The sequence below is a fragment of the Anaerococcus sp. HMSC075B03 genome, assembly GCF_001815585.1.
Taxonomy (GTDB): domain Bacteria; phylum Bacillota; class Clostridia; order Tissierellales; family Peptoniphilaceae; genus Anaerococcus; species Anaerococcus vaginalis.
Genome location: NZ_KV821178.1, coordinates 63342 through 88584, shown reverse-complemented (window position 1 = coordinate 88584; position 25243 = coordinate 63342). Strand labels below are relative to the sequence as shown.

The window sequence follows — 25243 nt, the reverse complement described above, 5'->3', positions numbered from 1 at the left end:
AATAATTCCATTGATGGCATTGATACAACTTTTACTTTTTTATTTTCTTCTTCAAGCTTTTTTGAAACTTCTAGGGCAAGAGAAACTTCTGAGCCTGTAGATATTAAAATTAATTCTGGATTTTCGCAATCTTTTATTACGTAAGCTCCCCTATTAATATCTTCTAAATTTTCTGTTTGTTTTAAATTTGGAAGATTTTGTCTTGTCAAAGAAAGTATTACTGGTGTATTTTGACTTTCCAAGGCAATTTTCCAAGCAAGTCTTGTTTCATTTGCATCTGCTGGTCTTATAACTATAGTATTTGGAATTGATCTTAGCATTGCTAATTGTTCAATCGGTTCGTGAGTTGGTCCATCTTCTCCAACAGCAATTGAATCATGTGTAAAAACATAAGTTAAAGCATGTCCCGATAAAGCTGATAGTCTAATTGCAGCTTTCAAATAATCTGCAAAAACAAAAAATGTTGACACATGATGAAAACTTCCGCCATGGGCAATAATTCCATTTCCAATTGCTGCCATAGCAAATTCACGAACTCCATAAAAAATATTTCTTCCACAAGAATTTTCATCGCTAAAACTTTTCTCATCTTTTATATCAGTCTTGTTTGATGCAAACAAATCAGCAGAACCACCCCAGAAATTTCGTGTTATTTTTGAAAGATCTTGAATAACTTCTCCGCTTGATGCTCTTGTTGCAAGAGCTTTCATTGATGAGTCATATTTTTTTACATCTTTCATAAAATCTTTAGGAAGTTTTCTATTAATGCCTATCATTAATTCTTTATAATCTTTCGGATATTTTTCCTCATAATTTTTAAGAATTTCATCCCATTTTTCGTTTTCTTCTTTACCATTTTTTAAAATGCCATCTTCAAAAGTTTTATAAACTTCATCTGGCACTATAAAATCTTCAAATTCCCAGCCATAATTTTTTTTGGCTAAAGAAAAATCATCATCTCCTATCGGAGCACCATGAACTTTATTTGTTCCTTGATTTTTTGAACCATATCCTATAATAGTTTTTACTTCAATTAATGTTGGACCATTTTGATTTTCTTTTGCTTTTTTTATAGCCTTGTAAATTTCTTCAAGATTATTTCCATCTTCTACTTTTAAATAATTCCAATTTTGTGCCTTAACTCTTTTTTCTACATTTTCAGAAAATGATGATGAAAGATTACCATCTAAACAAATATCGTTTGAATCGTATAAAACAATTAATTTATTTAGGTTAAGATGTCCTGCAAGACTCATCGCCTCATAAGAAACACCTTCCATAAGATCGCCATCTCCACAAAGAGCATATGTATAATGGTCAATAATTTTTAAATCATCTTTATTGTAAAGAGCTTCTATGTGTTTTTCTGCAATAGCAAGACCTACAGCTTGACCTATACCTTGACCAAGTGGACCTGTTGTAACCTCTACTCCTTTGGTGTGTGAATATTCAGGATGGCCTGGAGTTTTTGAACCTTTTTGTCTAAATTGTTTTAAATCATCAATTGATAAATCATATCCTGACAAATGCAAAAGCGAATAAAGCATTGCAGAACCATGACCTGCTGACAAAACAAACCTATCTCTATCAAACCAATTTTCATTTTTTGGATTTGCTTTTAAAATTTTATTAAACAAAACATAAGCCATAGGACTTGCTCCCATAGGAAGTCCTGGATGGCCGCTATTTGCTTTTTCTATTTGAGCAAGGGACAAACATCTTATTGCATTAACTGCTAGTTGATCATTTTTTGTAAACATTGATTCTCCTTATATATTTTTATTTGTAAATTTTATTTTTGAATAAGAAAAAGGCTTTGCAAAATATTTTAAACATTGTGCAAAGCCATTTTTAAATTAACGATTTTCGAAAGCTTCCCAATCTTTTTTAAATGATTCTATGCCTGCATCTGTCAATGGATGAGACCATAGTTTTTCGAATAAAGTTCCTGGGATTGTTGCTATGTGAGCCCCTGCTAAAGCAGCTTCTTCTAGATGACCAATATGTCTTATGCTTGCTGCAATTATTTGTGAATCATATCCGTAAATATCTATAACATCTCTTAATTCACTTACTAATTTTGCTCCAGATTCTCCCATATCATCTATTCTTCCCATAAATGGAGAAATATATGTTGCTCCAGCTTTCATAGCCATTAATCCTTGAGATACAGAAAATATTAGTGTACAGTTAGTTTTTATTTTTTCTTTTGACAAAATATTTATTGCTTTCAATCCTTCTTCTGTCATAGGAATTTTTACAACAATATTTTCTGCCCATTTTGATAAAGCTCTTGCTTGTTCAACCATTCCCTCACATTCATAGCTTGTTACTTCTGCTGATACAGGACCATCTACAAGCTTACAAATTTCTTTTACAACCTCTTCAAAATCTCTACCTTCTTTTTTTATTATAGATGGATTTGTTGTTACTCCGTCGCAAAGTCCAAGGTCGTTTACTCTTTTTATTTCTTCAATATTTGCTGTGTCTAAGAAAAATTTCATTTTAACTCCTAACTTTCTTCTAACAATTAAAATATTTCGTTTATTTTATTTTTAAAATCAATGGCAGCTTGTTTAGGATTTTCCGCTTGTGCTATAGATCTACCTGCTATAAAAGCATTAACATTTATTCCCTTAAATAATTCAAGAGTATCTACATCAAGCCCACCTGTAACTGAAACCTTAAAGCCCATTTCTACCAATTTTTTAATTTTATCTAAATCTTTATCTCCCCAGCTTTGTCCACTAAGAAGGGCATCTCTTGATTGATGATAAACAACTTGTTCTATCCCAATATTTTTCCAATCTTTTGCTTGATCGAATGTCCAATCTCCATATAATTCTACTTGAAGCTCGTCTATTTCTTTGTTAGCCGCTTGCATTGTTTGTATTGTTGCACAGCAGATAACAGTCATCCAATCAGCACCTGCATCTTTGCAATTTTTAGCAACAGTTTTTCCAGCATCTGCACATTTTGTATCTGCAAGAATTGTTTTTTCTGGATACAATGCCCTGATTGCTCTTACAGGTTCCATACCATCTTGCAAGCAAAGTACAGTTCCAACTTCTAAAATATCTACTACATCTCCAACTTCTCTAACTGTAACTAGAGCCTCACTTAAAGATTGACTATCAAGTGCTATTTGTAGTTTTGGTTTTGCCATAACTTTCTCCTTATTTTAGTTTTTCACTTAAAAATTCGTAAGAATTTTTTATTATTTCCTTATAATTTTCTTCTCCATGATCCCAAAATTCGCCAGTATAAATTTGAACTTTTTGATTTTTTAATTCTTTTATACATCTTTCATATTCTGTATGACCACCAGATCCAAATTGCATATCCCTATAAATTCCAGGATTTGTTTCTTTAAGGTGTGCTGCAAAAATATGTCCCTTGCCTTTTTTTATGTCTTCAACTACATCCTTGTTATATTTTACAGATGCGTTTTTTAAGTTGCCAATATCTGGATATATTCCAAGATATGGACTATCAACAAGATTAACATATTCCATAGCTTTTTCTACAGTATCCATAAATTCTGTTTCCATGGTTTCAAAAGCAAGTATAACTCCATATTTTGATGCAAAGTCCACCGCTTTAAATAAATTTTCTATAAAATATTTTTTTGTTTTTTCATTTGATTTTTCGTAATAAACATCATAACCTGCAAGTTGAATTATTTTTATAGAATTAATATCAGCAAATTCTAAAGCTTTTTGCATAATATCAAGGCTTTTTTTTCTGATTTTCTCGTCATTTGAACCAAAAGGATATTTTCTGTGTCCTGACAAACACATTGTCCTTACTCTCATGTCATTATCAATTTGTGCCTTGAGAAGTTTTTTGGAAAAACCATTTGTAAGCCTATTTAATTTTTCATCTGACTCATCTATGCTAATTTCTAACTGATTAAATCCTATTTTTTTTGCAAGTTTTAATTTTTCATTTATATCTAACCTATTTGGCAGAGCCTTTTCATATATTCCAAGATTAATTTTGTCCATAATAAGCATCTTTTCCATGTTTTCTTAGGTAATGTTTATTAAGAAGATCATCACTCATAGATTCATTTTTTCCAAGAGAAACTAAGTGCCAATTCATAAAGGCAACTTCTTCTAAAACTACTGAATGAAACACTGAATCATTTGCATCTTTTCCAAATACAAATGGGCCATGATTTGCTACCAACACAGCTGGCACATCTTTTGGAGAGATATTTTTTTCTTCAAAACATTCTATTATTACAAGACCAGTATTTTTTTCGTAGTCATTTTCGATTTCTTCTTTTTTCATATCTCTTGTTACAGGAATACTTCCATAAAAATAATCTGCATGAGTTGTTCCCATAGCTTTTATGTCAAGCTTTGCTTGTGACATAATTGTTGCCCATTTTGAGTGAGTATGAGTTATACCACAAATATCTTTGTATTTTTTGTAAAGTTCAAGATGTGTTGGAGTATCGCTAGAAGGTTTTAAATTACCTTCTACGATATTTCCATCTAAATCAACTACAACCATATCACTTGCTTTCATGCTATCATAATCAACGCCGGATGGTTTTATTACAACATATTTTCTATCAGCAGTGATTTCTGAAACATTGCCCCAAGTAAATTTAACTAGATCATATTTTGGCAATAATAAATTTGCCTTGTAGACCCTTTCTTTTATATCTTCTAACATTTTAACCAACTTATTTTTCTAAAAGATTATGTTCTTTAATCTTTTCAATAGCTTCATCTTTAGAAAGAATATTTTTCATTCCAATTATTTCAACGCCTTTTGATTTTAACGCATCAAAATCTTTGGTAAAATTAATAGCACAGAATATAACATCAGCATTTCTACCTGTAGATTTTCCTTCTGACAAGGAGCAATGAGATATATCAAGTTTTCCTTTATAATCCAACTCTTTAAATGCTTGTTTGATTTTATTCATCATCATTAAAGAAGTTCCAGCTCCATTTGCACACGCTACTATTACTTTCATTTTTTCCTCCTATTTGTTTTCAATTGTTTCTTTGTACTTTTCGTAATCCTCAGTTATCATGAAATAACCTTTTTTGTTCTTTTTGTATTGAATTTGAGGTATAACTATCAAGAAAATTGCTACTATTGCTACACCAACATATTGGATATTATTAATCAATACTGTAAATGCTGGCCATACTGTTGCCCAGTCGAACATTCCTAAGTATCCACCATATTGAGCAAGTCCTGTATATGTTGCTATAAAAGCAGAACCAAATACTTGAATTAGTCCAGATATAAATGGCATCAAGAAAGCTGCTTTATATCCTCCTCTATTATTAGCATATACCCCAATTACAGCATTATCAAAAAATAAAGGTACAAATCCTGCAATTATTAATGTAGGAGATTTTAGTAAAAATAGAATTGCTATTGCTAAAAATTGACCTAACGCACCAAACATAAATCCAATTGTAACAGCATTTGCTGCACCAAATCCGAAAACTGCAGCACAGTCTATTCCTGGAAGAGCTCCTGGTAAAAGTTTGTTTTGAATTCCATCAAATGATGCAGTCAACTCTCCAACGAAAGTTCTAACTCCTAATTGTAAAATAGCTAAATTTACAGCAAAACTAAATGATGATTGAAGTATATAGAAGAAGAAATTATCCTCCATTGTTAAAGCTTCTTGAGCTACTAAATATTCTTTTCCCAAAACACCTTGGATTATTCCAAAGAATAAAGTCATTAGTATAGCAGTTGCTACCATATTTTCATTATTTTCATTGAAAATTGACAAAAATCCAGGAAGTTCAATATCATCAATATCTTTACTTTGATCTTTTTTATTTGCAAATAATTTATCACTTAACCAGCAAGCAAGTCTAATACCAAACATTTGTTGGTGAGCTATACAAAAACCAGCCCCATCAGTTAAGCGTTGTGTATCTTCAACTGTCAAGTTACTACCAACAGCCCAATAAAGTCCTAATAGAATTGCCATTATAACAAGTATAGGAGTTTGTCCTAACTTTGGAAAACAAAAAACTATTAACCAAAAAGCTGTAGCAGCTTGTTGCATTTGTACGTGTCCTGTTGTAAAAACAGCTCTCATTTTTGTAATATTTTTTAATCTTACCAAAATAATATTTACAATAAAGGCAACCAATAACAAAATCATTACTTGAGAAAATGATTTACCTAAGTGTTCCATACCTTCAGTAACTGCGTTTTGTCCAAAATAAGGATCTATTACAGTTGCAGAAATATTAAATCTATCTTTTAGTCCTGTAAGAATTGGTCTAAAAGTTGAAACAAGTCCACCAGAACCTACCATCAAAATCATATATCCTACAGTAGCTTTAATAAAACCAGCCAATGCTTCATACCATTTTTTTCCATCTAACAAATAACCAATTAAAACCAAAAATCCTATGAAAAACGCTGGTTTTGTGAGAATATTTTTTACAAATCCATTTAAAATACTTAAAATTATATCCATATTTTTCTCCTAAATATTATATTTTTTTGAAATTTTTATTAAATCATCTACGTTCTTAGCCTGATTAAAAGCTTCTACTATTTCTTCATCACACAAAATATCAGAAAGTTGTGCTATATTTTCCAAATGTTTTTCATTATTTTCACTTGCTATTGTAAAAAATATTTTCGCATCCTTATCCCTATCATTTTCATCAAATACAACTGGCTTTTCTACTTTCATAAAAGCCACAGCGGTATCTTTTACTCCATCGGCACATTCTTGACAATGTGGCATGGCAACTCCAGGAATTAAAACTATGTATGGACCATATTTTTCAACTGTTTCTATAACTTGTTTAGCATAAGAATCATCCACAATATCCTTTTCCACTAGCTTATCACAAGATTTTATAATAGCATCTTGCCAGGTATCGATTTTATCATAAAAATCAAATAAACCCTTTTCAATAATTTCACTAATCATTATTATCCTCACTTATATGTAGGCGCTGCCAAAAATTTGACAGCACTTATTATTTTACAAAATAGATTTAAAAGGAACATTCCTTTCATTATCAAACGCATCTTCAAATCCAGGTCTATATCTAAATTCTAATTCATCTTTCATCTTAGGCCATACGTATTTGCCACCTACATCCCAAATATATGGATGGAATTTATATTTTGACCTATCTTTTCTATATTGCCATAAATATTTTATTTCTTTAGGATCAGCTTTGAAGTTAGTCCAAACATCATAGTGAATTGGAATTACAACTTCACATCCTACTGATTCAGCCATTCTTAAAATATCAATTGAAGTCATCTTGTCTTGATTTCCAACAGGATTATCTCCATAAGAACCAAACGCAATATCTACATCATATTTTTTTCCAACTTCTGCAAAACCAATTGAAAAATGAGAATCACCTGTATGATATACGCTACCAGCTGGCATTTTTATTAAATAATTTACAGCCTTTTGATCCATATTTGTAGGACAAACTCCTTCAATATCTTCTCCTACTTCAGTAGTAACTAAACAAGTTCTATCAAAACTGTCCAACACAACTATAGTAGTATCTTTAATTTTAATTTCATCTCCTGGTTTAACCATTTTGCATCTTTCTTCTGGAACACCATAAGACAACCATTTTTTTACAGATTCCTCAGGACCTATAAAAGGAACATCTTCTGGACAATTTTTCAAAACTGCTGCAGCAAAGAAAGGATCAATATGATCATTATGATAATGAGTAGATAAAACTGCATCAACATTCTTAACAGCAAAAGGATCAAAGACAATTGGATTTGCTCTTAAATTTGGTTGAAGAGCTTTTCCACCAGTCATATTTCTCATTTGATGATATGGTTGCATCTCTTTAACTTTTTTTGTTCTCTTTCCATTACCAAACCAAAGATCAACAGCTATGTTAGTATTATTTTCAGTTTTAAACCAAATACCAGTACATCCTATCCACCACATAGCAAATGTGCCTTTTTCTACAACTTCTTCATCAATTTCTTCATTTAGCCACGTTCCCCATTCTGGAAAAGCATTTAAAATCCAATTTTCTCTTGTGATTTCGTCAACTTTGCTCATCAATACCTCCAATTTTTCATTTTCTTTTTTTCTTTGATATTATAATATAATAATTATTTTGAACGGTCAAGCATAAAAAACACATTTTTGCATATATTTTACGATTGTTTCTTTCGTTATTTGATTTTTTTATAATTTAGAAAGGTTTTTTTAAAAATTTTAATTAAATTAATGGATTCTTTTGATTTTTTTCTAAGTATAGGTTATCATTTAAAGAGAGGTAGTTATGAAAATTAAAAAAACAATCGTAAATAACAGAAGAAATAATATATTAAAATTTATAAAGGATAATAAACAAGCAAAAACAAATGAACTTGTCGAAATATTTAAAGTTTCAGAAATAACAATAAGAAGAGATTTGGATTATCTTCAATCAATAGGAAAAATAGAAAGATTTTATGGAGGAGCAGAATATAACGAATCAAACAGCTGTAAAAATCTAACTATTGAAAATAATAAAGAAAAAATCGCAAAAAAATGTGCTGATTTTATAAAAGAAAATGATGATATTTTTATAAATTCATCATCGACAGCCCTAGGAGTTTTAAAATATCTCAAAAATAAAAGGATAAATGTTATAACAAATAACGCAAAAGCATCTTATATTGATATAGACCCTTTAGTCAATGTGATTTTAACCGGTGGCAGGGTTTCTTATCCAAAAAACGCACTTACCGGTACTTTTGCTTTAAATAATCTCAAAACTGTTGCATCAGATATTTCAATCCTAGGAATTTCTGGTGTATCTGAAAGCGGAGAATTAACTACGTCAGTTATAGATGAAGTTGAAATAAACCAATATATGATAAACGAATCTACAAGCAAAAATATTTTGGTATGCGATTCAAGTAAATTTTCAAAAACCGCAAATTTTAAAATAGGAACAATAGAAAATATAGATATTCTGATAACAGATAGTTCTATGCCAAGAAGTATTTTAGAATATGCCGAAAGTTTAGGAATCAAAGTTATACTTGTATAAGACAAGTTTTAAATAACGATTTTATGATTGAATTGAATGTTTATAAACAAAAAAGAATTAGCTCTTAGGCAAAAGTCTAATTCTTTTTTGTAAAAATATTTAATTTTATCGGAATTTTTTTATTTTTCAAAAATGAAATAAATAACTTTCCTTATCCCATAATTAAAGATAAAATATTTTTCCCATAAGTTGATAGATAAACTTCCATTTCATTATCTTTTAAAAATTCATCTATTGTATTTTTTGCAATCATAAAGGCATCTTTGTCAGGATAGCCGTAAATTCCAGATGAAATTAGTGGAAAAGCTATAGACTTTATTCCTTTTTTCTTGGCAATATTTAAAGAATTTTTGTAGGCATCTTGAAGGATTTTTTGACAAGCTTCTTTATACATTTCATTATAAACAGGGCCTACTGCATGGATTATATATTTTTGATAAAGATTAAATCCATCTGTAATTACAGCCTCGCCTGGTTTAATTGGGGATATTTTTTGGCAAGCTTTTTTTAGATTTTCTCTTCCAGCTTTTTCAAAAATTTGCCCGCAAATTCCACCACCTTCAACCAAGTCTACGTTCGCAGCATTTACAACTGCATCTACATTTAATTTTAAAATATCTATATCAATAACTTTTAACGCCATAATAACTCCTTTTATATATTATAACTTGAAATTTAAAAAAATCATAATATACTATTCTTGTAGGAATACTTTAAATTTAAAATTAATATATTTAATTTACAAGCGTGATATTTCTAGTATAATTAAATTGAACCTAAGAATATTTTATATTCTGTTTTAACAAAAGAAAGTAAGGGATAAATAATGATAAATAAATTTAGAAAAATCAAAAATTTTATACCAGTATATTTTAAGGCAATGAGAAATAAAGAAACTCCAAAACTTGCAAAAATTTTGGGACTTGGAGCAATTGCTTACGCAATAATACCTGCTGATATTATAAATGATGTGATACCAGCAATTGGAATTTTGGATGATGCTATTGTCCTCCCATTTTTAATATATGTAACAAGCAAAATGATTCCTGATTCAATAATGCAAAAGGAAAAATTTGAATATATAGAAGAAAACAAATAAAAAGACCCAGCAGGGTCTTTTTTATTGCTTAATTTTAAAGGTTTTTGGAGCAAATTTATATATTAAAAAACTTGCAAGTCCTACAAAGGCAACCATAAAAATTGAAATTATTAACATAAATTTAATCTCTCCAATTTTTGTTGCCAAAGCTGGAAGTCCAAATATAAAAATGTAATACAAAAATATATTCATTAAAACTAAAACTACAGATTTTTGTTTTCCTTCCTTGTCAAAGGGCTGGATTATATAATATTGAAACAAGGGCAAAACTGTAAAAAATATTGCATTTAATAAAATATAAAAAATCGGCAATAATAAATTTAAATCAGTGTTTATCAAAAATTTTATTGCAAAACCAATATAAATTACAAACATGGCTCCCATAGGAATAAGCATTAGTTTAAAAATCGAATTAAATCTTAGCCAAAACATTTTCAACAAATTCTTATCTTCCCTATAAAAATTGTAATACAAAAGCGATGAGTCGCAGTTTTTATAAAATGCCATTAGTATTAAATCTTGTTTAAATAAAATATATGAAATTATTGGAATTATAAATATTAAGATTTTATAAATTTCTTTCGCCTTCATTGTAAGGCTTGATACAAATAAAAATCCACCAATTCCTAAGATAAGAAAAATTCCACTTTTTATTAAAGTTGGCTTTAAAAGATGTTTTTTGTGTCTTTTAAAAAATATCTTATTTAAATACACAAAGCCTTCGCCTTTAATCTTTTCCTTTTTATTTATATCTTTATTTTCAATTTTTACTACACCATCTTGAATATTTTTCGCATCTTTAACCGCAATTTTATATACATTTATTGTTTTTTCGATTATTTTGTCATATCCCTTGAAATTTTTAAAATATTTCACTGTAAATGGAAATAAAATTAAATTAATCAAGAAAAATCCAAGGCTTAAAACTTTAAAATCAAGTTTTATTATTAAAACTAACAAACTTATCGCCAAATCCAAAATTAAAATCAAAATGATTTGTAAAAATGGTCTATCTTCAAAAAATGATTTTTCTCTTTTTTCATATATTTTTGTCCAAAATCCCGTAATATTTATATTATAAAAATAAATACCAAGACTAAATAAAAATGTGTAAATAGGATTTATATTTGCAAAAATTTTTCCAAAAATCACAAATCCCAAAGTCCTTCCAATAAAAATCAAAAATGGCTGTAAATACAAAAATATGCGCGCCAAATCATCTGGAAAAAAATTAAAATTTTTACTCAAATCTGAAAATACATTTCCATTATCTGTTAGCATTGATGATGTAATCATATTTGTTATATAAAAAACAAAAGGAATACAAGTTAGAAAAACTGCTCCCAGACTTAAATCAAAATTTTCCCTAAAAAATAAGGGAGATTTATCAGAACTTTCAAATAAAAATTTTAACATAGTCCTTGAAATTATTATTGCAAATCCAAAAGTTAAAATCGATTTGATAAATTGCCAAATTATAGAAAAAATCGGAACAAATGTATTTACAATTTCTTTTAAATCATAAAAATAATACTTATCGCCCATGTGTTTTCCAATTATTGGAATTTTTCTTATACCATAAACCATCCCATTAAAAATTTTGGTGATTTTTATTCTTTCAATTAAAAGAAATTTTGAAAAATATCTACTCATCTTTATCACCCAAATTTTCATCATCTATATTTATCTCAATATTTTCAATATTTTTGCTTGTCAAAAGCTTTATTATTTTATCTTCAAAATCCTTATCTTCTGAAACCTTCTTATCAACTTTTTGTAAATTTTTGTCATGGAGAAGAACAATATCATCACAAATATCTTTTGCTAGTTGCAAAATATGGGTTGAAAAAATAATTATATGGTCCTTGTGAATATCTCTAATTATTTTTTTCATTTCAAGTTGAACAACTACATCAAGGCTTGTAAGAGGCTCATCCATCAAAATAACCTTTGGTCTTAGAATCAAAAACATAAGCATTTGAAGTTTGTTTTTCATTCCTGTTGAATAATCTTGAATTAATCTATCAGCATCTTCAATGTCAAAATCCACAAGAGAAAAATATTCTTCGACGGACTTAAAATCTTTTATAATTTCTTTGTTTGCCTCTACAAAAAATTTTATAAATTCTCGCCCTGTAAGAAATTTGGGAAGATCTGGCTCTGCCACCATAAAAAATACATCCCTAAAATCAAGTTCTTTCTTTTCATTTTCATCAAGAAGAAAAATATTTCCAGAATCTTTTTTTATTTGCTCACTAATCAAAGAAAAAAGTGTAGTTTTTCCAGCACCGTTTCTTCCCAAAAGAGCATAAACAACTCCTTGGTCAAAAGTGTAATCTATGTTTTTCAAAACTTCTTTTTTACCAAATTTTTTGGAAAGATTTTTTATTTCAAGTTTCATAAAAGCTCCTTTAAGAAAATTTATATTTATTTTATTAATAATATTATTTATTTTATCACTAATCTTTTTCATTATAACAAAAAAATAAGCAAGTACAAAACTTGCTTTTTTAAAAAAATTATAAAATTTTTCCACCAGAAATTTTCAAATCTTCTCCGTCATGGTTTATTATAGTTTTTATAGCAATATTTATTGCTTTTAAAGAATTTTCCAAATCCATTGAAGGCGTGTTCGCTTTATTTAAAACTTGTTCTGGCAAATATGGAATATGAATAAATCCTGCCCTTATATTTTTATATTTTTTTGCCAAATACAAGGCCTCATACATCAAATGATTGCAAACAAAAGTGCCTGCTGAGTTTGAAATTTCTGTTGGAATTTTTTCTTTTTTTATCTCTTCTACAATTTTTTTAATTGGAAGATTTGAAAAATAAGCATTTTCTCCGTCAATTCTTATTTTTTCATCAATCGGTTTTTTACCATCATTATCAGCTATTCTTGCATCGTCAATATTTATTGCAATTCTTTCAACAGAAATAGAGCTTCTTCCACCAGCTTGCCCAATGCACAAAATTACATCTGGCCTTATTTTTTTAATATTTTCTTCCAAAATTTCTCCAGATTTTTTGAAAACTGTTGGAATTTCTATTTTAAAAATTTGGGCGCCTTCAATTTTTTCTTCAACTTTTTTTACAAGTTCAATTGATGGATTTATTTTGTCTTTATCAAAAGGATCAAATCCTGTAAGCAAAATTTTCATTTTCTATCCTTTCATAATCAATCTTATCAATTTTTTCAATATATTTTACAAAATCTACCATTAGGTCGACTCCTCTTAACATATCTTTTTCGTTAATATCAAATTCTTCGCTGTGATGGCTGTCTTTTAAATTTGAGCCTAAAATAAAATGAACAGTTTTGCCGCCTTTTTTTCTCACTTCATTTAATAAATAAGCAATATCTTCTGAGCCTTTCAACTGTGCATCAACAAGTTTGTAGGATTTTTCTTTATAATAATTTCTAAGATTTTTTATAAATTCTTCATCATAAGAAATAAGTGATGGAGCTTGTCCCTTTATTTCTATTTCATAAGAACAATCATAAGAGATAGCTGAGCCTTCAACGATTCTATTTACTCCATCGTATAAATAAGAAATTATATTTTCATTTTCTCCCCTAATCTCCATTTCGATTTTCGCCTTATTAGCTATTATATTTCTTCCACTTCCTGCATTTAATTTTCCAACATTAATTCTTGCCTCTCCCATAGAATGTTGAGCAAGACTATTAAAATTTAAAACTGCACTTGATGCAGCCAAAAGTGCATTGTGACCTTTTTCGGGACTTGCTCCAGCATGAGAAGCCTTGCCTTTAAAAATAATATCAATTTTTTTTGTAGCAAGAAATCCATGACTTCCCACGCCAATTTCTCCACTTTTTACGTCCATTCCAATATGCATGCCAGCCAAGTAATCAAGTTTATCTATAATAGGATTATTCATTAGAGAATAAGCTCCTCTTACTCCTTCTTCTGCTGGTTGAAAAATAAAAATAATTTTTCCTTTTAATTTTTTTACATTTGATGCGAGAATTTTTGCAAGCTCAATCCCAATTGACATGTGAGCATCGTGACCGCAAGCGTGCATGGCAAAAGAATTTTTTGATGAAAAATTTAAAATATTTGGCAAATGTCCAAGTGAATTACTTTCGCAAAGTTCATTTGCATCTATATCAAATCTAAATCCAATATTTGGTCCAATTTTTTTCGTATCCAAAACAGCGATAAGACCTGTGTAAGAATCCAAAATTTCTTCCTTTTTTTCTATATCAGAAATAGAAATGGAATTTTTATAAGACTCTAGGATTGATTTTTCTGGAAGTCCCATTCTTTTATTGAAATAAATTTCTTTTCCATAATAAAGGTCGAGATTATAATTTTTCAACTCTTCAATAATTTTTACAGTAGTCAAAAATTCCATCCAAGCAGGTTCGGCATATTTGTGAAAATGTCTTCTTAATCTAATAAGCTCTTCTTCAATCATTTTATTTCCTTATTTAAAAATCATTTTTTTGTATCACATTAAAAAAATGAGCCTAGACTCATTTTTTAAAAAACATATCTATATCTTCAAAAACTTCAAATCTTTCATCTTCATTTAAAACTTCATGTTTCATGTGATCGTAAGTTTTGAAATATAAATTTTCGTAACCAATAGAAGATAAAATATTTTTTGTATTCAATAGTCCCTTATCTCCACCAGTAACGTCATCATCAACTCCATTAAATGAAGCTATTTGTAAATTTTTATTTTTTAGTTTAAATTTATTTTTCTTGTTTAAATTATTTACAAGAGTAAACAAAGATACATTACTTCTTGCCAAAAATCCTTCAAGGCGCATTGGGTCATTGTTTTTAATCCTTACATTTTCTTCATTATAGGAAATCCAAGATGGATCTTTTGATGAAATTCCAGAAAGTTTATCAAGAATTTTAGATTTTCTTTTTTCTCCCAAATAAAATGTTACAATATTTCCAATAAAAATTCCAAGACTTGCTATTGGAATATAAGCTACAGTTCCTGTCAAAACTAATTTATCAATTGTATCATCATATTTTTGCAAATAATTTCTACAAATCAAAGATCCCATAGAATGACCTATCATATAAATTTTTTTGTCCTTGTAATACATTCTAATATATTTATTTATGACATATTGATCGTCAACAAGCTCATCTTTTTCCTTTATAAATCCAGAAGGATGATTTTCAGAAATAGATTTTCCATGTCCCCTATTATCAGAAATGATAACAGCATATCCTCTCTCATTTAAAAATTTAATAAAATGCAAATAATTAAGTGAATGTTCAAGCATACCATGAACAATTTGTACAACAGCTTTTGGATTTTCAACATCAAAACGGTTAGCATAAATATCAAAACCATCAGAATTTGTCAAAACCACCTTACACCTATTGTCATTAATCATACTTTCTTCTTTGATAAAAAATCTTGAACCATTTTTTAAATCAAGATAAGTTTTTTTCCTATATAAATAATAAATTTGAGGAAGAAAAATCAAAAACAAAATCAAAATAAAATATTTCATCTTAACTCCTTTTTTTTCACATTAAAGGCAGTATCTCCCCTGCCCAAATCTTTCACATCAAATTCAACCCTTGCACCATTTTCAATAGTTTTATAAACCTTGTCAGAAATTATTTCAGAATAATGGAAAAAATAGTCGCCACTTTCTGATTCTATAAAACCAAATCCTTTTTTCTCATCAAAAAATTTAACTTTTCCTTCCATATTCACTCCTTTTTAGCCTTAAACAAAATTCTCAAAGTATTATCCTTAACTTTTCCCATATCATCTTCATCAAAAATTTCTATATCTGAAAAATCATTTTCTTTTAAAACTTTTTTCATAAAATCTACAGAATAAATTCTTTCAACTTGATTTTCAATTATTCTTTGGTAAGTTCCGTCCTCATTTTCAACAAAAAAGTTTAATTCCATATCAATTATATCGCCATCTTTAATATTATCCCAAGTATAAAAAATATCTTCATACTCATAAATATAAGATTTTGAGCCAAAAACTTCATTCATTTTATATTCTGAATTTATATCAAAAACCAAAAGTCCACCCTTTTTCAAATTTTTATATGAATTTTCAATGAGTTTTCTCAAATCATTTTCATCCAAAATATAATTTATAGAATCAAGCAAAATTACAATTAAATCATAGGAATTTTCATTTTGAAAATCGACCATATTATAATTATATAAAGACACATTTTCTTCTTGAAATTTTTTTGAAAAAACTTCAAGCATAGATTTTGATAAGTCTAAGGCATCAATTTTTTCAAAAAAATCAAAAAAATGATTGGTTAGCATGCCAGTCCCGCATGCTAACTCTAACATTTTTTCTTTTTTTATATTATTTTGTCCGACTAAATTCTTGATATTATTTGCATATTTTTCATAATCAAGGTCAAAGGATAATTTATCGTAAATATAAGCAAAATCTTTATACATTATTTATCTTCTATTTCCTTGTAAGATTCTTGAGTTTTTACAAGTAAGTCTTTATATTTTTCTAATTTTTCACGTTCTTCATTTACAACTGCTTCTGGTGCTTTTGAAACAAAGCCTTGATTGTTGAGTTTGCCCTCAGCTCTTTTTATTTCGGATTCTAATTTTTTGATTTCATCTTTTAATCTTTTTCTTTCCTTGTCATAATCAATTAAATTTTTCAAAGGAATATAAATTTTAAAATCATTAAAAATCAAACTAACCGCATCTTCAACCTCTTTATCTTCGCTTATAATTGAAATTTCCCCAGATTTTGAAAGATTTACAAATTGTCCCTTCAAAATTTCTAAGAATTTTCTTGTATTTTCATCAGATGAGTAAATTATTAAATCTTGTCTTGTTTTTGATCCAAGATTTAAAGTTTGTCTTTGATTTCTGATAGCTTTTATAGCTTCAATTGCTCCATCAACAACTCTTGCCTCATCATCAAAATTAAAATCATCCCTAACTTGTGGCCAATCTTCAACTATAAGCATATCTTTTTTGTTTGGCAATTGCTTATAAATTTCTTCAGTAATAAATGGCATAAAAGGATGTAAGAGTGAAATCATATCTTTTAAAACATAAAGTAGAACTTTTTTAACTGTAGCTTTTTTATTATCATTATCAGAATTTAATCTTTCCTTGGCAAATTCAATATACCAATCGCAAAATTCTTCCCAAATAAAATCTTCAATCCTGCTTGCAGCAAGACCAATTTCATACTTGTCTAAGTTTTTAGAAACTTCTTCTACTACATTGTTTAATCTTTTTAAAATCCACTTATCTTCAAGACTTAAATCTAAATTTTTAAATTCAAGATCATCAGATTCATCTATATTCATCAAGACAAATCTTGTTGCATTCCACAACTTATTGGCAAAATTTCTGCTTGCTACAATTCTTTTTTCGTCATAGCGCATATCATTTCCAGGAGAATTTCCTGTAATAATTGTAAATCTAAGAGCATCCGCTCCGTATTTATTTACAACATCAATTGGGTCAACCCCATTTCCTAAAGACTTACTCATTTTTCTTCCTTGAGGATCTCTAATTAGACCTGTGAAAAGTACATGGTCAAAAGGAGTTTTATTTGTATTGTAAAGTGAAGAAAATACCATTCTTATAACCCAGAAAAATATAATATCATAACCTGTTACAAGAATATCTGTTGGGAAGAAATATTTATAATCTTCAGTTTCTTCTGGCCAACCTAAAGTTGCAAAAGGCCAAAGTGCTGATGAAAACCAAGTATCAAGAGTATCTTCTTCTTGTGTTACTTTTTTTCCATCCAAATATCCATTTTCATCCGGATCATCTTCTGAAACAATAATTTTCCCATCTTCTGTATAGAAAACCGGAAGTCTATGTCCCCACCACAATTGTCTAGAAATACACCAATCTCTAATATTTTCTAGCCAATTCATGTAGGTTTTTCCCAAAGAATCTGGAATTAAATTTAAATCTCCATTTTTATAAACTTCGATTGCATCCTTTGCCAAATCTTGCATTTTAACAAACCATTGTTTAGAAATTAATGGTTCAATTACAACATTTGTTCTTTCACTATAACCTACTGCATGTTCAATTGTTTCAGTTTTTACCAAAAGATTTTCTTTTTCCAAATCTTCAATCATTAGTTTTCTAGCATCATACCTATCAAGACCAGAATATTTTCCATATCCTTCTTTTATTTTTGCACCTTCATCAATAACTACGCATTGACCAAGCTTATGTCTTTTCCCAACTTCAAAATCGTTAGGGTCATGAGATGGAGTGATTTTTACACAGCCTGTACCAAATTCCATATCAACATAAGAATCTTCAATCAAAGGAATTTTACGTCCAACAAGTGGCAATATTAAATTCTTCCCAATTTTATCTTTAAACCTTTCGTCTTCTGGATTTACAGCAACAGCCAAATCTCCAAGCATAGTTTCAGGCCTTGTTGTAGCAATGGTTATAAATTCATCGCTATCTTCAAAGAAATATTTTATATACCACAAATGTCCTTCTTGGTCTTTGTGATAAACTTCTGCATCAGAAAGAGCAGTTTTTGCTTCAGGATCCCAATTTACAATTCTATTTCCCCTATAAATTAATCCCTCATCATACATTTTTTTGAAAACTTTTCTTACAGCTCTTGTAAGATTTTTATCCATAGTAAAAGAATCACGATCCCAATCGCAAGAAACTCCTACAGTTCTTAATTGTCTTTTGATTGTTCCACCGTACTCTTCTGTCCAATCCCAACATTCTTCCAAAAATTTATCACGTCCAAGCTCCTCTTTTGATTTTCCTTCGTTTTTTATTTTTTCTACAACTTTTGCCTCAGTAGAAATAGATGCGTGATCTGTTCCTGGAATCCAGCATGCTTCATAACCTTGCATTCTTTTGTATCTAATAATAATATCTTGAATTGTATTATTTAGGGCATGGCCCAAGTGTAATTTTCCTGTAATATTTGGTGGTGGCATAACAATAGTAAATGGTTTTTTATTTTCATTAACTCTTGCTTTAAAATATCCACCTTCTTCCCATTTTTTATAAATTTCTTTTTCAAATTTTTGTGGTTCGTATTTTGTTTGCATATTTTCTCCTTATTTTCAAAATAAAAAATTAAAAATAAATAATAAAAAAAGTAACACAATTCTCAAGGACGAGATTATCGCGTTACCACCTATCTTCCTTTTTTATAAAAAAGGCTCTTATTTGCATTCATGCATGCTACATTAAACTATTTCAAAACAACCTTCATAGTTTCAATTTAAAGACTTTCACCAGCCGTCTTCTCTCTAAAAAATTTCCCCTACTACTCCTTTTTGTCAAAGTTTATTATTCAATTCTTTTTCTTATTATATTTTAAATTATTTTTTTGTCAATTTCACTTGTAAAAGTTAATGTTGAAAATTCAAATAATATATTTGTAAAATATTAATAATTATTAGTTTTAATGGTTGAAAAATGTTTTCAGCTCTTGGATTTTCGATTAAAAATGCTATAATATTAATAGAATCTTATATTAAAGAGGTGACAGGATGAAGCTTAGTGTAAACATTATCTCTGATACAAGTGGATACGCTACAGAAAAAATTGTAAAAGTATCTCTTAGTCAATTTAATGTTGAATCAATTACAAATATATATCCAGATGTAAGAGATATAGATTCTCTTAAAGATATATTAAATTTTATAATTGAAACTTGCGATAATTTCATTATCTATCACTCATTTCAAGATTCAAGGATGAATGTTTATATCAATGATTTTTGTGAGCTAAATAATATTACTTATGTTGATATAACTGGCTATTCCATAAGGACTATTTCTAAAAAACTTGAATTAGAACCAAAGTATGCTTTTTCTGAAGAGTCTCTTTATGAAACTGACCGATTTAAAACATTAAATTCATTAGATTTTGCAATCAAATATGACGATGGCAAAGATTTTAGATCACTTAAAGCTTGTGATATAGCAATAATTGGAGTATCTCGTTCTTCTAAAACGCCATTATCAATTTATATGGCAAGCAAGGGCTATAAAGTTTGTAATATTCCTATACTTTTAAATACTAGCCTGCCCGATGAACTTTTTGAAATTGATAGCAAGAAAATATTCGGTCTAACTATCGATAAAAATATTTTAAAGTCTTTTAGGGAAGAAAGACTTAAAAGTTTGGGTTTATCTGGAAAAAGTCAATATTCAGATATAAGAGCAATTCAAAAAGAATTGGACTATGCCAAAGCGATTATGGAAGATTTAGATTGTGTAATGATTGATGTTACATATAAATCTATAGAAGAAACGTCTGATATAATAATTAATCATATTAACAGTAGGAAAGGGGAAAAAAATGACTGAAAAATATGTTTACAATTTTAACGAAGGCGACAAGGACATGCGCTCTTTGCTCGGTGGTAAAGGCGCAAATCTAGCAGAAATGACAAATATGGGAATCAATGTCCCATACGGTTTTACGGTTACAACAGAAGCATGTGCAAGATTTTACAAAGAAGATAAAAAAATTTGGGAAGATCTTAAAAAAGAAATAACAAATCACATCAAAGATTTAGAAGAACATAATGGAAAAATATTTGGTTCAACAGAAGATCCACTCCTTGTATCTGTAAGAAGTGGTGCTCCAATTTCTATGCCAGGTATGATGGATACAATTTTAAATCTTGGTTTAAATGATGATGCTGTTATAGGTCTTAGCAAAAAAACAAACAACGAAAGATTCGCTTACGATTCTTACAGAAGATTTATTCAAATGTTTGCTGATGTAGCAATGGGAATCAATAAAAATAATTTTGAAAAGGTTCTTAGTGCAAAAAAAGTTGAAAAAGGCGTAACAGAAGATACTGAACTTGATGCTAACGACTTAAAAGATGTTGTAGAAAAATATAAAAAAGTTTATAAAGATATTGAAGGAGAGGATTTCCCTCAAGAGCCAAGAGAACAATTAGACAAAGCTATTACTGCTGTATTTGCATCTTGGAATAATGAACGTGCAATTTTATATAGAAGATTAAATGATATTGATGATTCTATGGGAACTGCTGTAAATGTTCAATCAATGGTATTTGGAAATATGGGAGAAACTTCTGGAACAGGTGTAGCTTTCTCAAGAAACCCTGCAACTGGTGAAAATAAATTATTTGGTGAATATTTAATGAACGCTCAAGGCGAAGATGTTGTAGCTGGAGTTAGAACACCAAAAGAAATTGCAACATTAAAAGATTCATTGCCAGAAGTTTTTGATCAATTCCATGATACTGCAGAAAAACTTGAACAACATTACAAAGATATGCAAGATATGGAATTTACAATCCAAGAAGGACAATTATTCCTACTTCAAACAAGAAATGGTAAAAGAACTGCTCATGCTGCAGTAAAAGTTGCAGTTGATATGGTTCATGAAGGACTTCTTAATGAAAAAGAAGCAGTTTTAAGAATTGATCCTAAAGATCTTGATGGTCTACTCCACCCTACACTTTCTCAAAAATCTATAAAAGAAAATGAACCTGTTGCTAAAGGTCTTGCAGCAAGTCCAGGAGCTGCTGTAGGTTACATTGCATTTACTGCAAAAGAAGCTAAAAAAAGAGCTGCAAAAGGTATAAATGTAATCTTAGTTCGTGAAGAAACTTCTCCAGAAGATCTTGAAGGAATGGTTTCAGCAGTTGGAATCCTTACAGCAAGAGGCGGTATGACAAGCCACGCTGCTGTAGTTGCTAGAGGAATGGGAAAATGTTGTGTATCTGGTGCTCATGAAATATATGTAAATGAAGATGAAAGATTCGTAAGAATTGATGGCAAAAAATATTCAGACCAAGACGTACTTTCAATAGATGGTTCTACTGGAAATATTTACGTTGGAGCTTTAGAAACTGAAAATCCAAAACTTGAAGGTACATTTGGAGAATTTATGAGCTGGGTTGACAAATATCGTGATATGAAAGTAAGAACTAATGCAGATACACCTCACGATGCTAAACAAGCTTTAGAATTTGGTGCTGAAGGAATTGGTTTATGTAGAACTGAACACATGTTCTTTAAGGCTGATAGAATTTTCCAAGTTAGAAAAATGATTTTAGCTCACAATTTCGAAACAAGAAAAGAAGCTTTAGATAAAATTCTTCCAATGCAAGAAGATGATTTCTATCAAATTTATTCTCTAATGGGCGAAAGACCTGTTACTGTAAGACTTCTTGACCCACCTCTTCACGAATTTTTACCAAGAGGACAAGAAGAAATTAGAACTCTTGCTGAAGATTTAAATATGGAAATATCTGAAGTTAAAAAGAGAATCCTAGATCTTGAAGAAGTAAACCCAATGCTTGGATTTAGAGGACTAAGACTTGGCGTTAGATATCCAGAAATTTCAAAAATGCAAGCTCGTGCTATAATTCAAGCTGCAATGCATTGTCATGAAGATGGAATTAATGTTGTTCCAGAAATAATGATTCCACTTTCATCTGATGTTAAAGAACTTGCTTATGTAAAAGCTCAAGTAAGAGAAGAAATTGAAAAAGTATTTGAAGAAAAAGGAAAGAAAATTGACTACTTATTAGGAACAATGATTGAAATTCCTAGAGCTGCTATAACAGCTGATCAAATTGGAGAAATTACTGACTTCTTCTCATTTGGTACAAACGACTTGACACAAATGACTTTTGGTCTTTCAAGAGATGATGCTGGTAAATTCTTGGATCTTTATTTAGATAAAGATATTTTCGCAAAAGATCCATTCCAAGTTCTAGACCAAAAAGGTGTTGGTTTCTTAGTTGAAACTGCTGTTGAACGCGGTAAAAAAGCAAATCCAAATCTTCACTTAGGAATTTGTGGAGAACACGGCGGAGAGCCTACTACTGTTAAATATTTATATAATGTAGGACTTGATTATGTATCATGTTCTCCATTTAGAGTTCCAATTGCAAAACTTGCAGCAGCTCAAGAAGCAATTGAACATCCAAGAAATAAATAATTTAAAATTAATACAAAAATACCAGAGTTTTAAAACTCTGGTATTTTTGATTCATCAAGAAGGATAATATAAATCTAAATTCGAAAATTTTCATTTTCTACATTTTGTCTTTTATTATTTTTTCTATCATTTCTTTTACTTCTTTGTATTTGTCTTCTTTGTCTATTGCTCCTACTATTGGATCTCCAACTATATTTCCTTCGCTATCTACAAGGATTGATGTTGGATATGACATTATTGTTTCTGTGTATTTTTCAAGTTCGCTACCTTTGTCTATAGTAATATTTTTGTATTTTGCCCCTTGTTTTTCTAGGATTTTTTTAGCTTCTTTTATTGTATCTTCCTCGCCTACTTTGGCTTCTGAATTTATTCCTATTACTTGTCCACCCATTTTTTCTATTTCATCGTTTAATTGTTGTAATTTTGGAAGCTCTCCTACGCATGGTGCACAACCATTAAACCAGAAATTTACGAGTGTTAATTTTTTATCTTTGAATATGTCTTTTGTAACATCATTTCCATCAAAATCTTTTGAATTAAATGTTGGGAATTTTTTTAATTCTTTTGTTGAAACTGCTCCATCTTCTTTTTTGTTTGATGCACTTTCGTTTCCTGCTTTTAATTTTGTTATTTCTTCTTCTAATTTTGCAATTTCTTCTACGTCTTTTGTCAAAAGTTCATAGTCTTCTTTGGATAATTCATCTTTTGCTTTTTCTACTAAATCTTTTAAATATGCATCGTATCCTTTATCTTTATTATCTTCTGCGCTTGACTTATCTGCTTTTGAAAATGCTACTTGCCATTGCTTATCGTGTGAAGCTAAGATGTCATTTTGTTTTTTCATCAATTCGTCAATTTTAGCTTTATTATCGTCCATCTTATTTGAGTTATTTGAATTACTTTCAGCTTTTTCTACTGATGAAGGATTTGAGTTCATATTGTCTTTGTTTTCTTGTTTTGAACAAGCTGTTAATGCTAATACTAATGTTGCTGATAATGCTAATACTTTTACTTTTTTAAATTTCATTTTTTTCTCCTTTAATATCTTCTTTTAAATTTTCTTTTTTATTTTCTTCTTTTTTCTTATCGAGTCCAAATTGATATTTGAGGGCACAGGTTGGACACGATGTGATACACATTCCACACCTTATACATTCGGTATGGTTTTGGTCTTTTCTAACGTCTACATCCATCTTACAGGCTTTTACGCATTTTTTGCAGGATATGCACTTGTTGTTATCAAAATTTATTTTGAATAGGGATATTTTATTAAATAGGGCATAAAATGCTCCCAAAGGACAAATCCATTTACAAAATGGTCTAAAAAATATTATTGATAGGATTACTGTTATTATCAAAATTGTAAGTTTTAGGTTAAATAATGAACCTAAGCTTGCTCTTATTGATGTATCTACCAAGGAAAGCGGGATTGCTCCTTCTAGAACTCCTGCTGGGCAAATGTACTTACAAAAATATGGATTGCCCATTCCCAATTCATTTACTACAAGAACTGGCAAAATAATAACGGCAACTAATAGTATCAAATATTTTATGTATCTTAATGGTTTTAATTTTTTTGTTGAAAATTTTTTGCATGGAATCTTGTGTAAAATTTCTTGGATAAAACCAAATGGACACAAAAATCCGCAAACTAATCTTCCTACCATTACTCCAACAAAAATCAAAAATCCGCTTATATAATAGGAAAATTTGAATTTTGATGAGCCAACTACTGCCTGATATGCTCCTATTGGACAAGCTCCTGTTGCTGCTGGGCAAGAATAGCAATTAAGTCCAGGAACGCAAATCTTTTTTATATTCCCCCTATAAATTACTCCTTTTAAAAAATTAGGAAGGTGAATATTTGTCATAAGACTTGCTAAAATTTGGATTAGCCACCTAAATTTTGCTATAGTTTTTGATCTAATCTTATCCAATTCCAACACACTCCAGACATAATTTTATCGCCTTGCTAAAAACCGTATCTACTTCTCCACGGAAGGCTCCATAAGAAATAAAACCTATTGCAAGGATCAAAAATCCTATTTGTATATTTTTCTTTTTCTTAATTTCTATATCAATCACCTCTTTACAAATTAATAATAACAGATTAGATATAAATTTTCTGTTAAGATTTTCTT

General features: G+C 29.3%; 25 protein-coding genes. 4 read left to right on the top strand and 21 right to left on the bottom strand.

Annotated features, from left to right (window positions below; genetic code table 11):
* The 9 genes from tkt to ulaG form a co-directional block, all read right to left on the bottom strand.
* On the bottom strand, positions 1 to 1760 hold a 1760-nt coding region (gene tkt, locus HMPREF3045_RS03530), incomplete at its 3' end, for a transketolase (RefSeq protein WP_070737079.1).
* 96 nt (positions 1761 to 1856) lie between these two features.
* Positions 1857 to 2504 (bottom strand): fructose-6-phosphate aldolase, encoded by a 648-nt coding sequence (gene fsa / locus HMPREF3045_RS03525; RefSeq protein WP_004839080.1) that lies wholly within the window; start codon positions 2502 to 2504, stop codon positions 1857 to 1859.
* A 26-nt stretch (positions 2505 to 2530) separates the two neighbouring features.
* Positions 2531 to 3166, bottom strand: a complete 636-nt coding sequence (locus tag HMPREF3045_RS03520; protein ID WP_070737078.1) for a 3-keto-L-gulonate-6-phosphate decarboxylase UlaD — start codon at positions 3164 to 3166, stop codon at positions 2531 to 2533.
* Between the two features lie 10 nt (positions 3167 to 3176).
* A complete protein-coding gene (locus HMPREF3045_RS03515) occupies positions 3177 to 4007 on the bottom strand; it encodes an L-ribulose-5-phosphate 3-epimerase (protein ID WP_180363002.1) in 831 nt (276 codons plus the stop codon).
* The gene (locus HMPREF3045_RS03510) at positions 3994 to 4686 is read right to left on the bottom strand and encodes an L-ribulose-5-phosphate 4-epimerase (RefSeq protein ID WP_070737076.1); all 693 of its coding nucleotides are present in this window, start codon (positions 4684 to 4686) and stop codon (positions 3994 to 3996) included. The genes HMPREF3045_RS03515 and HMPREF3045_RS03510 overlap by 14 nt, the downstream gene beginning before the upstream one ends.
* 10 nt (positions 4687 to 4696) lie before the next feature.
* Entirely contained in the window at positions 4697 to 4993 is a 297-nt protein-coding gene (locus HMPREF3045_RS03505) for a PTS sugar transporter subunit IIB (RefSeq protein WP_004839084.1), read from the bottom strand.
* Between the two features lie 9 nt (positions 4994 to 5002).
* Positions 5003 to 6475: a PTS ascorbate transporter subunit IIC gene (locus HMPREF3045_RS03500; RefSeq protein ID WP_070737075.1), complete on the bottom strand. Its 1473-nt coding sequence runs from the start codon at positions 6473 to 6475 to the stop codon at positions 5003 to 5005.
* Positions 6476 to 6484: 9 nt separating this feature from the next.
* A complete protein-coding gene (locus HMPREF3045_RS03495) occupies positions 6485 to 6940 on the bottom strand; it encodes a PTS sugar transporter subunit IIA (RefSeq protein ID WP_004839086.1) in 456 nt (151 codons plus the stop codon).
* A 54-nt stretch (positions 6941 to 6994) separates the two neighbouring features.
* Entirely contained in the window at positions 6995 to 8059 is a 1065-nt protein-coding gene (gene ulaG / locus HMPREF3045_RS03490) for an L-ascorbate 6-phosphate lactonase (RefSeq protein WP_004839087.1), read from the bottom strand.
* A 226-nt stretch (positions 8060 to 8285) separates the two neighbouring features.
* Here ulaG and HMPREF3045_RS03485 point away from each other — a divergent pair, with 226 nt between their 5' ends.
* Positions 8286 to 9041, top strand: coding sequence for a DeoR/GlpR family DNA-binding transcription regulator (locus tag HMPREF3045_RS03485; RefSeq protein WP_004839088.1), 756 nt, complete (start codon positions 8286 to 8288; stop codon positions 9039 to 9041).
* 151 nt (positions 9042 to 9192) lie between these two features.
* On the opposite strand, the gene HMPREF3045_RS03480 is transcribed toward HMPREF3045_RS03485, so the two are convergent.
* A complete protein-coding gene (locus HMPREF3045_RS03480) occupies positions 9193 to 9684 on the bottom strand; it encodes a macro domain-containing protein (RefSeq protein WP_070606044.1) in 492 nt (163 codons plus the stop codon).
* A gap of 183 nt (positions 9685 to 9867) precedes the next feature.
* On the opposite strand from HMPREF3045_RS03480, the gene HMPREF3045_RS03475 reads away from it, so the two are divergent.
* Positions 9868 to 10140, top strand: coding sequence for a YkvA family protein (locus tag HMPREF3045_RS03475; protein ID WP_070606046.1), 273 nt, complete (start codon positions 9868 to 9870; stop codon positions 10138 to 10140).
* A 21-nt stretch (positions 10141 to 10161) separates the two neighbouring features.
* Here the strand turns inward: HMPREF3045_RS03475 and HMPREF3045_RS03470 are convergent, their stop codons facing one another.
* The 8 genes from HMPREF3045_RS03470 to HMPREF3045_RS03435 all read right to left on the bottom strand — a co-directional run bounded on the left by HMPREF3045_RS03470 (position 10162) and on the right by HMPREF3045_RS03435 (position 19210).
* Positions 10162 to 11793 (bottom strand): hypothetical protein, encoded by a 1632-nt coding sequence (locus HMPREF3045_RS03470; protein ID WP_070737074.1) that lies wholly within the window; start codon positions 11791 to 11793, stop codon positions 10162 to 10164.
* Positions 11786 to 12541 (bottom strand): ABC transporter ATP-binding protein, encoded by a 756-nt coding sequence (locus HMPREF3045_RS03465; RefSeq protein WP_180363001.1) that lies wholly within the window; start codon positions 12539 to 12541, stop codon positions 11786 to 11788. The genes HMPREF3045_RS03470 and HMPREF3045_RS03465 overlap by 8 nt, the downstream gene beginning before the upstream one ends.
* Before the next feature lie 118 nt (positions 12542 to 12659).
* Entirely contained in the window at positions 12660 to 13301 is a 642-nt protein-coding gene (gene pcp / locus HMPREF3045_RS03460) for a pyroglutamyl-peptidase I (RefSeq protein ID WP_070737072.1), read from the bottom strand.
* A complete protein-coding gene (locus tag HMPREF3045_RS03455) occupies positions 13276 to 14583 on the bottom strand; it encodes an amidohydrolase (RefSeq protein ID WP_070737071.1) in 1308 nt (435 codons plus the stop codon). The genes pcp and HMPREF3045_RS03455 overlap by 26 nt, the downstream gene beginning before the upstream one ends.
* Positions 14584 to 14641: 58 nt before the next feature.
* A complete protein-coding gene (locus HMPREF3045_RS03450) occupies positions 14642 to 15649 on the bottom strand; it encodes an alpha/beta fold hydrolase (protein WP_070737070.1) in 1008 nt (335 codons plus the stop codon).
* On the bottom strand, positions 15646 to 15852 hold the full coding sequence (locus HMPREF3045_RS03445; RefSeq protein ID WP_070737069.1) for a cold-shock protein: 207 nt from the start codon (positions 15850 to 15852) through the stop codon (positions 15646 to 15648). The genes HMPREF3045_RS03450 and HMPREF3045_RS03445 overlap by 4 nt, the downstream gene beginning before the upstream one ends.
* Positions 15853 to 15854: 2 nt before the next feature.
* Complete coding sequence (locus HMPREF3045_RS03440; protein WP_070737068.1) at positions 15855 to 16583, bottom strand: class I SAM-dependent DNA methyltransferase; 729 nt, start codon at positions 16581 to 16583, stop codon at positions 15855 to 15857.
* A complete protein-coding gene (locus HMPREF3045_RS03435) occupies positions 16583 to 19210 on the bottom strand; it encodes a valine--tRNA ligase (protein ID WP_070737067.1) in 2628 nt (875 codons plus the stop codon). The genes HMPREF3045_RS03440 and HMPREF3045_RS03435 overlap by 1 nt, the downstream gene beginning before the upstream one ends.
* A gap of 447 nt (positions 19211 to 19657) precedes the next feature.
* On the opposite strand from HMPREF3045_RS03435, the gene HMPREF3045_RS03430 reads away from it, so the two are divergent.
* A complete protein-coding gene (locus HMPREF3045_RS03430) occupies positions 19658 to 20479 on the top strand; it encodes a pyruvate, water dikinase regulatory protein (protein ID WP_019117439.1) in 822 nt (273 codons plus the stop codon).
* Positions 20472 to 23102 (top strand): pyruvate, phosphate dikinase, encoded by a 2631-nt coding sequence (gene ppdK, locus HMPREF3045_RS03425; RefSeq protein WP_070737066.1) that lies wholly within the window; start codon positions 20472 to 20474, stop codon positions 23100 to 23102. Before HMPREF3045_RS03430 ends, ppdK begins: the two co-directional genes overlap by 8 nt.
* Positions 23103 to 23199: 97 nt before the next feature.
* Here the strand turns inward: ppdK and HMPREF3045_RS03420 are convergent, their stop codons facing one another.
* Genes HMPREF3045_RS03420 through HMPREF3045_RS09295 form a run of 3 tightly spaced genes read right to left on the bottom strand, consistent with a single transcriptional unit; the run spans position 23200 to position 25187 of the window.
* Positions 23200 to 24129: a TlpA family protein disulfide reductase gene (locus tag HMPREF3045_RS03420; RefSeq protein WP_070737065.1), complete on the bottom strand. Its 930-nt coding sequence runs from the start codon at positions 24127 to 24129 to the stop codon at positions 23200 to 23202.
* On the bottom strand, positions 24119 to 25045 hold the full coding sequence (locus HMPREF3045_RS03415; protein WP_070606069.1) for a 4Fe-4S binding protein: 927 nt from the start codon (positions 25043 to 25045) through the stop codon (positions 24119 to 24121). Before HMPREF3045_RS03415 ends, HMPREF3045_RS03420 begins: the two co-directional genes overlap by 11 nt.
* On the bottom strand, positions 25032 to 25187 hold the full coding sequence (locus HMPREF3045_RS09295) for a CD1871A family CXXC motif-containing protein (RefSeq protein WP_004839104.1): 156 nt from the start codon (positions 25185 to 25187) through the stop codon (positions 25032 to 25034). The genes HMPREF3045_RS03415 and HMPREF3045_RS09295 overlap by 14 nt, the downstream gene beginning before the upstream one ends.
* Between the last annotated feature and the right edge of the window lie 56 nt (positions 25188 to 25243).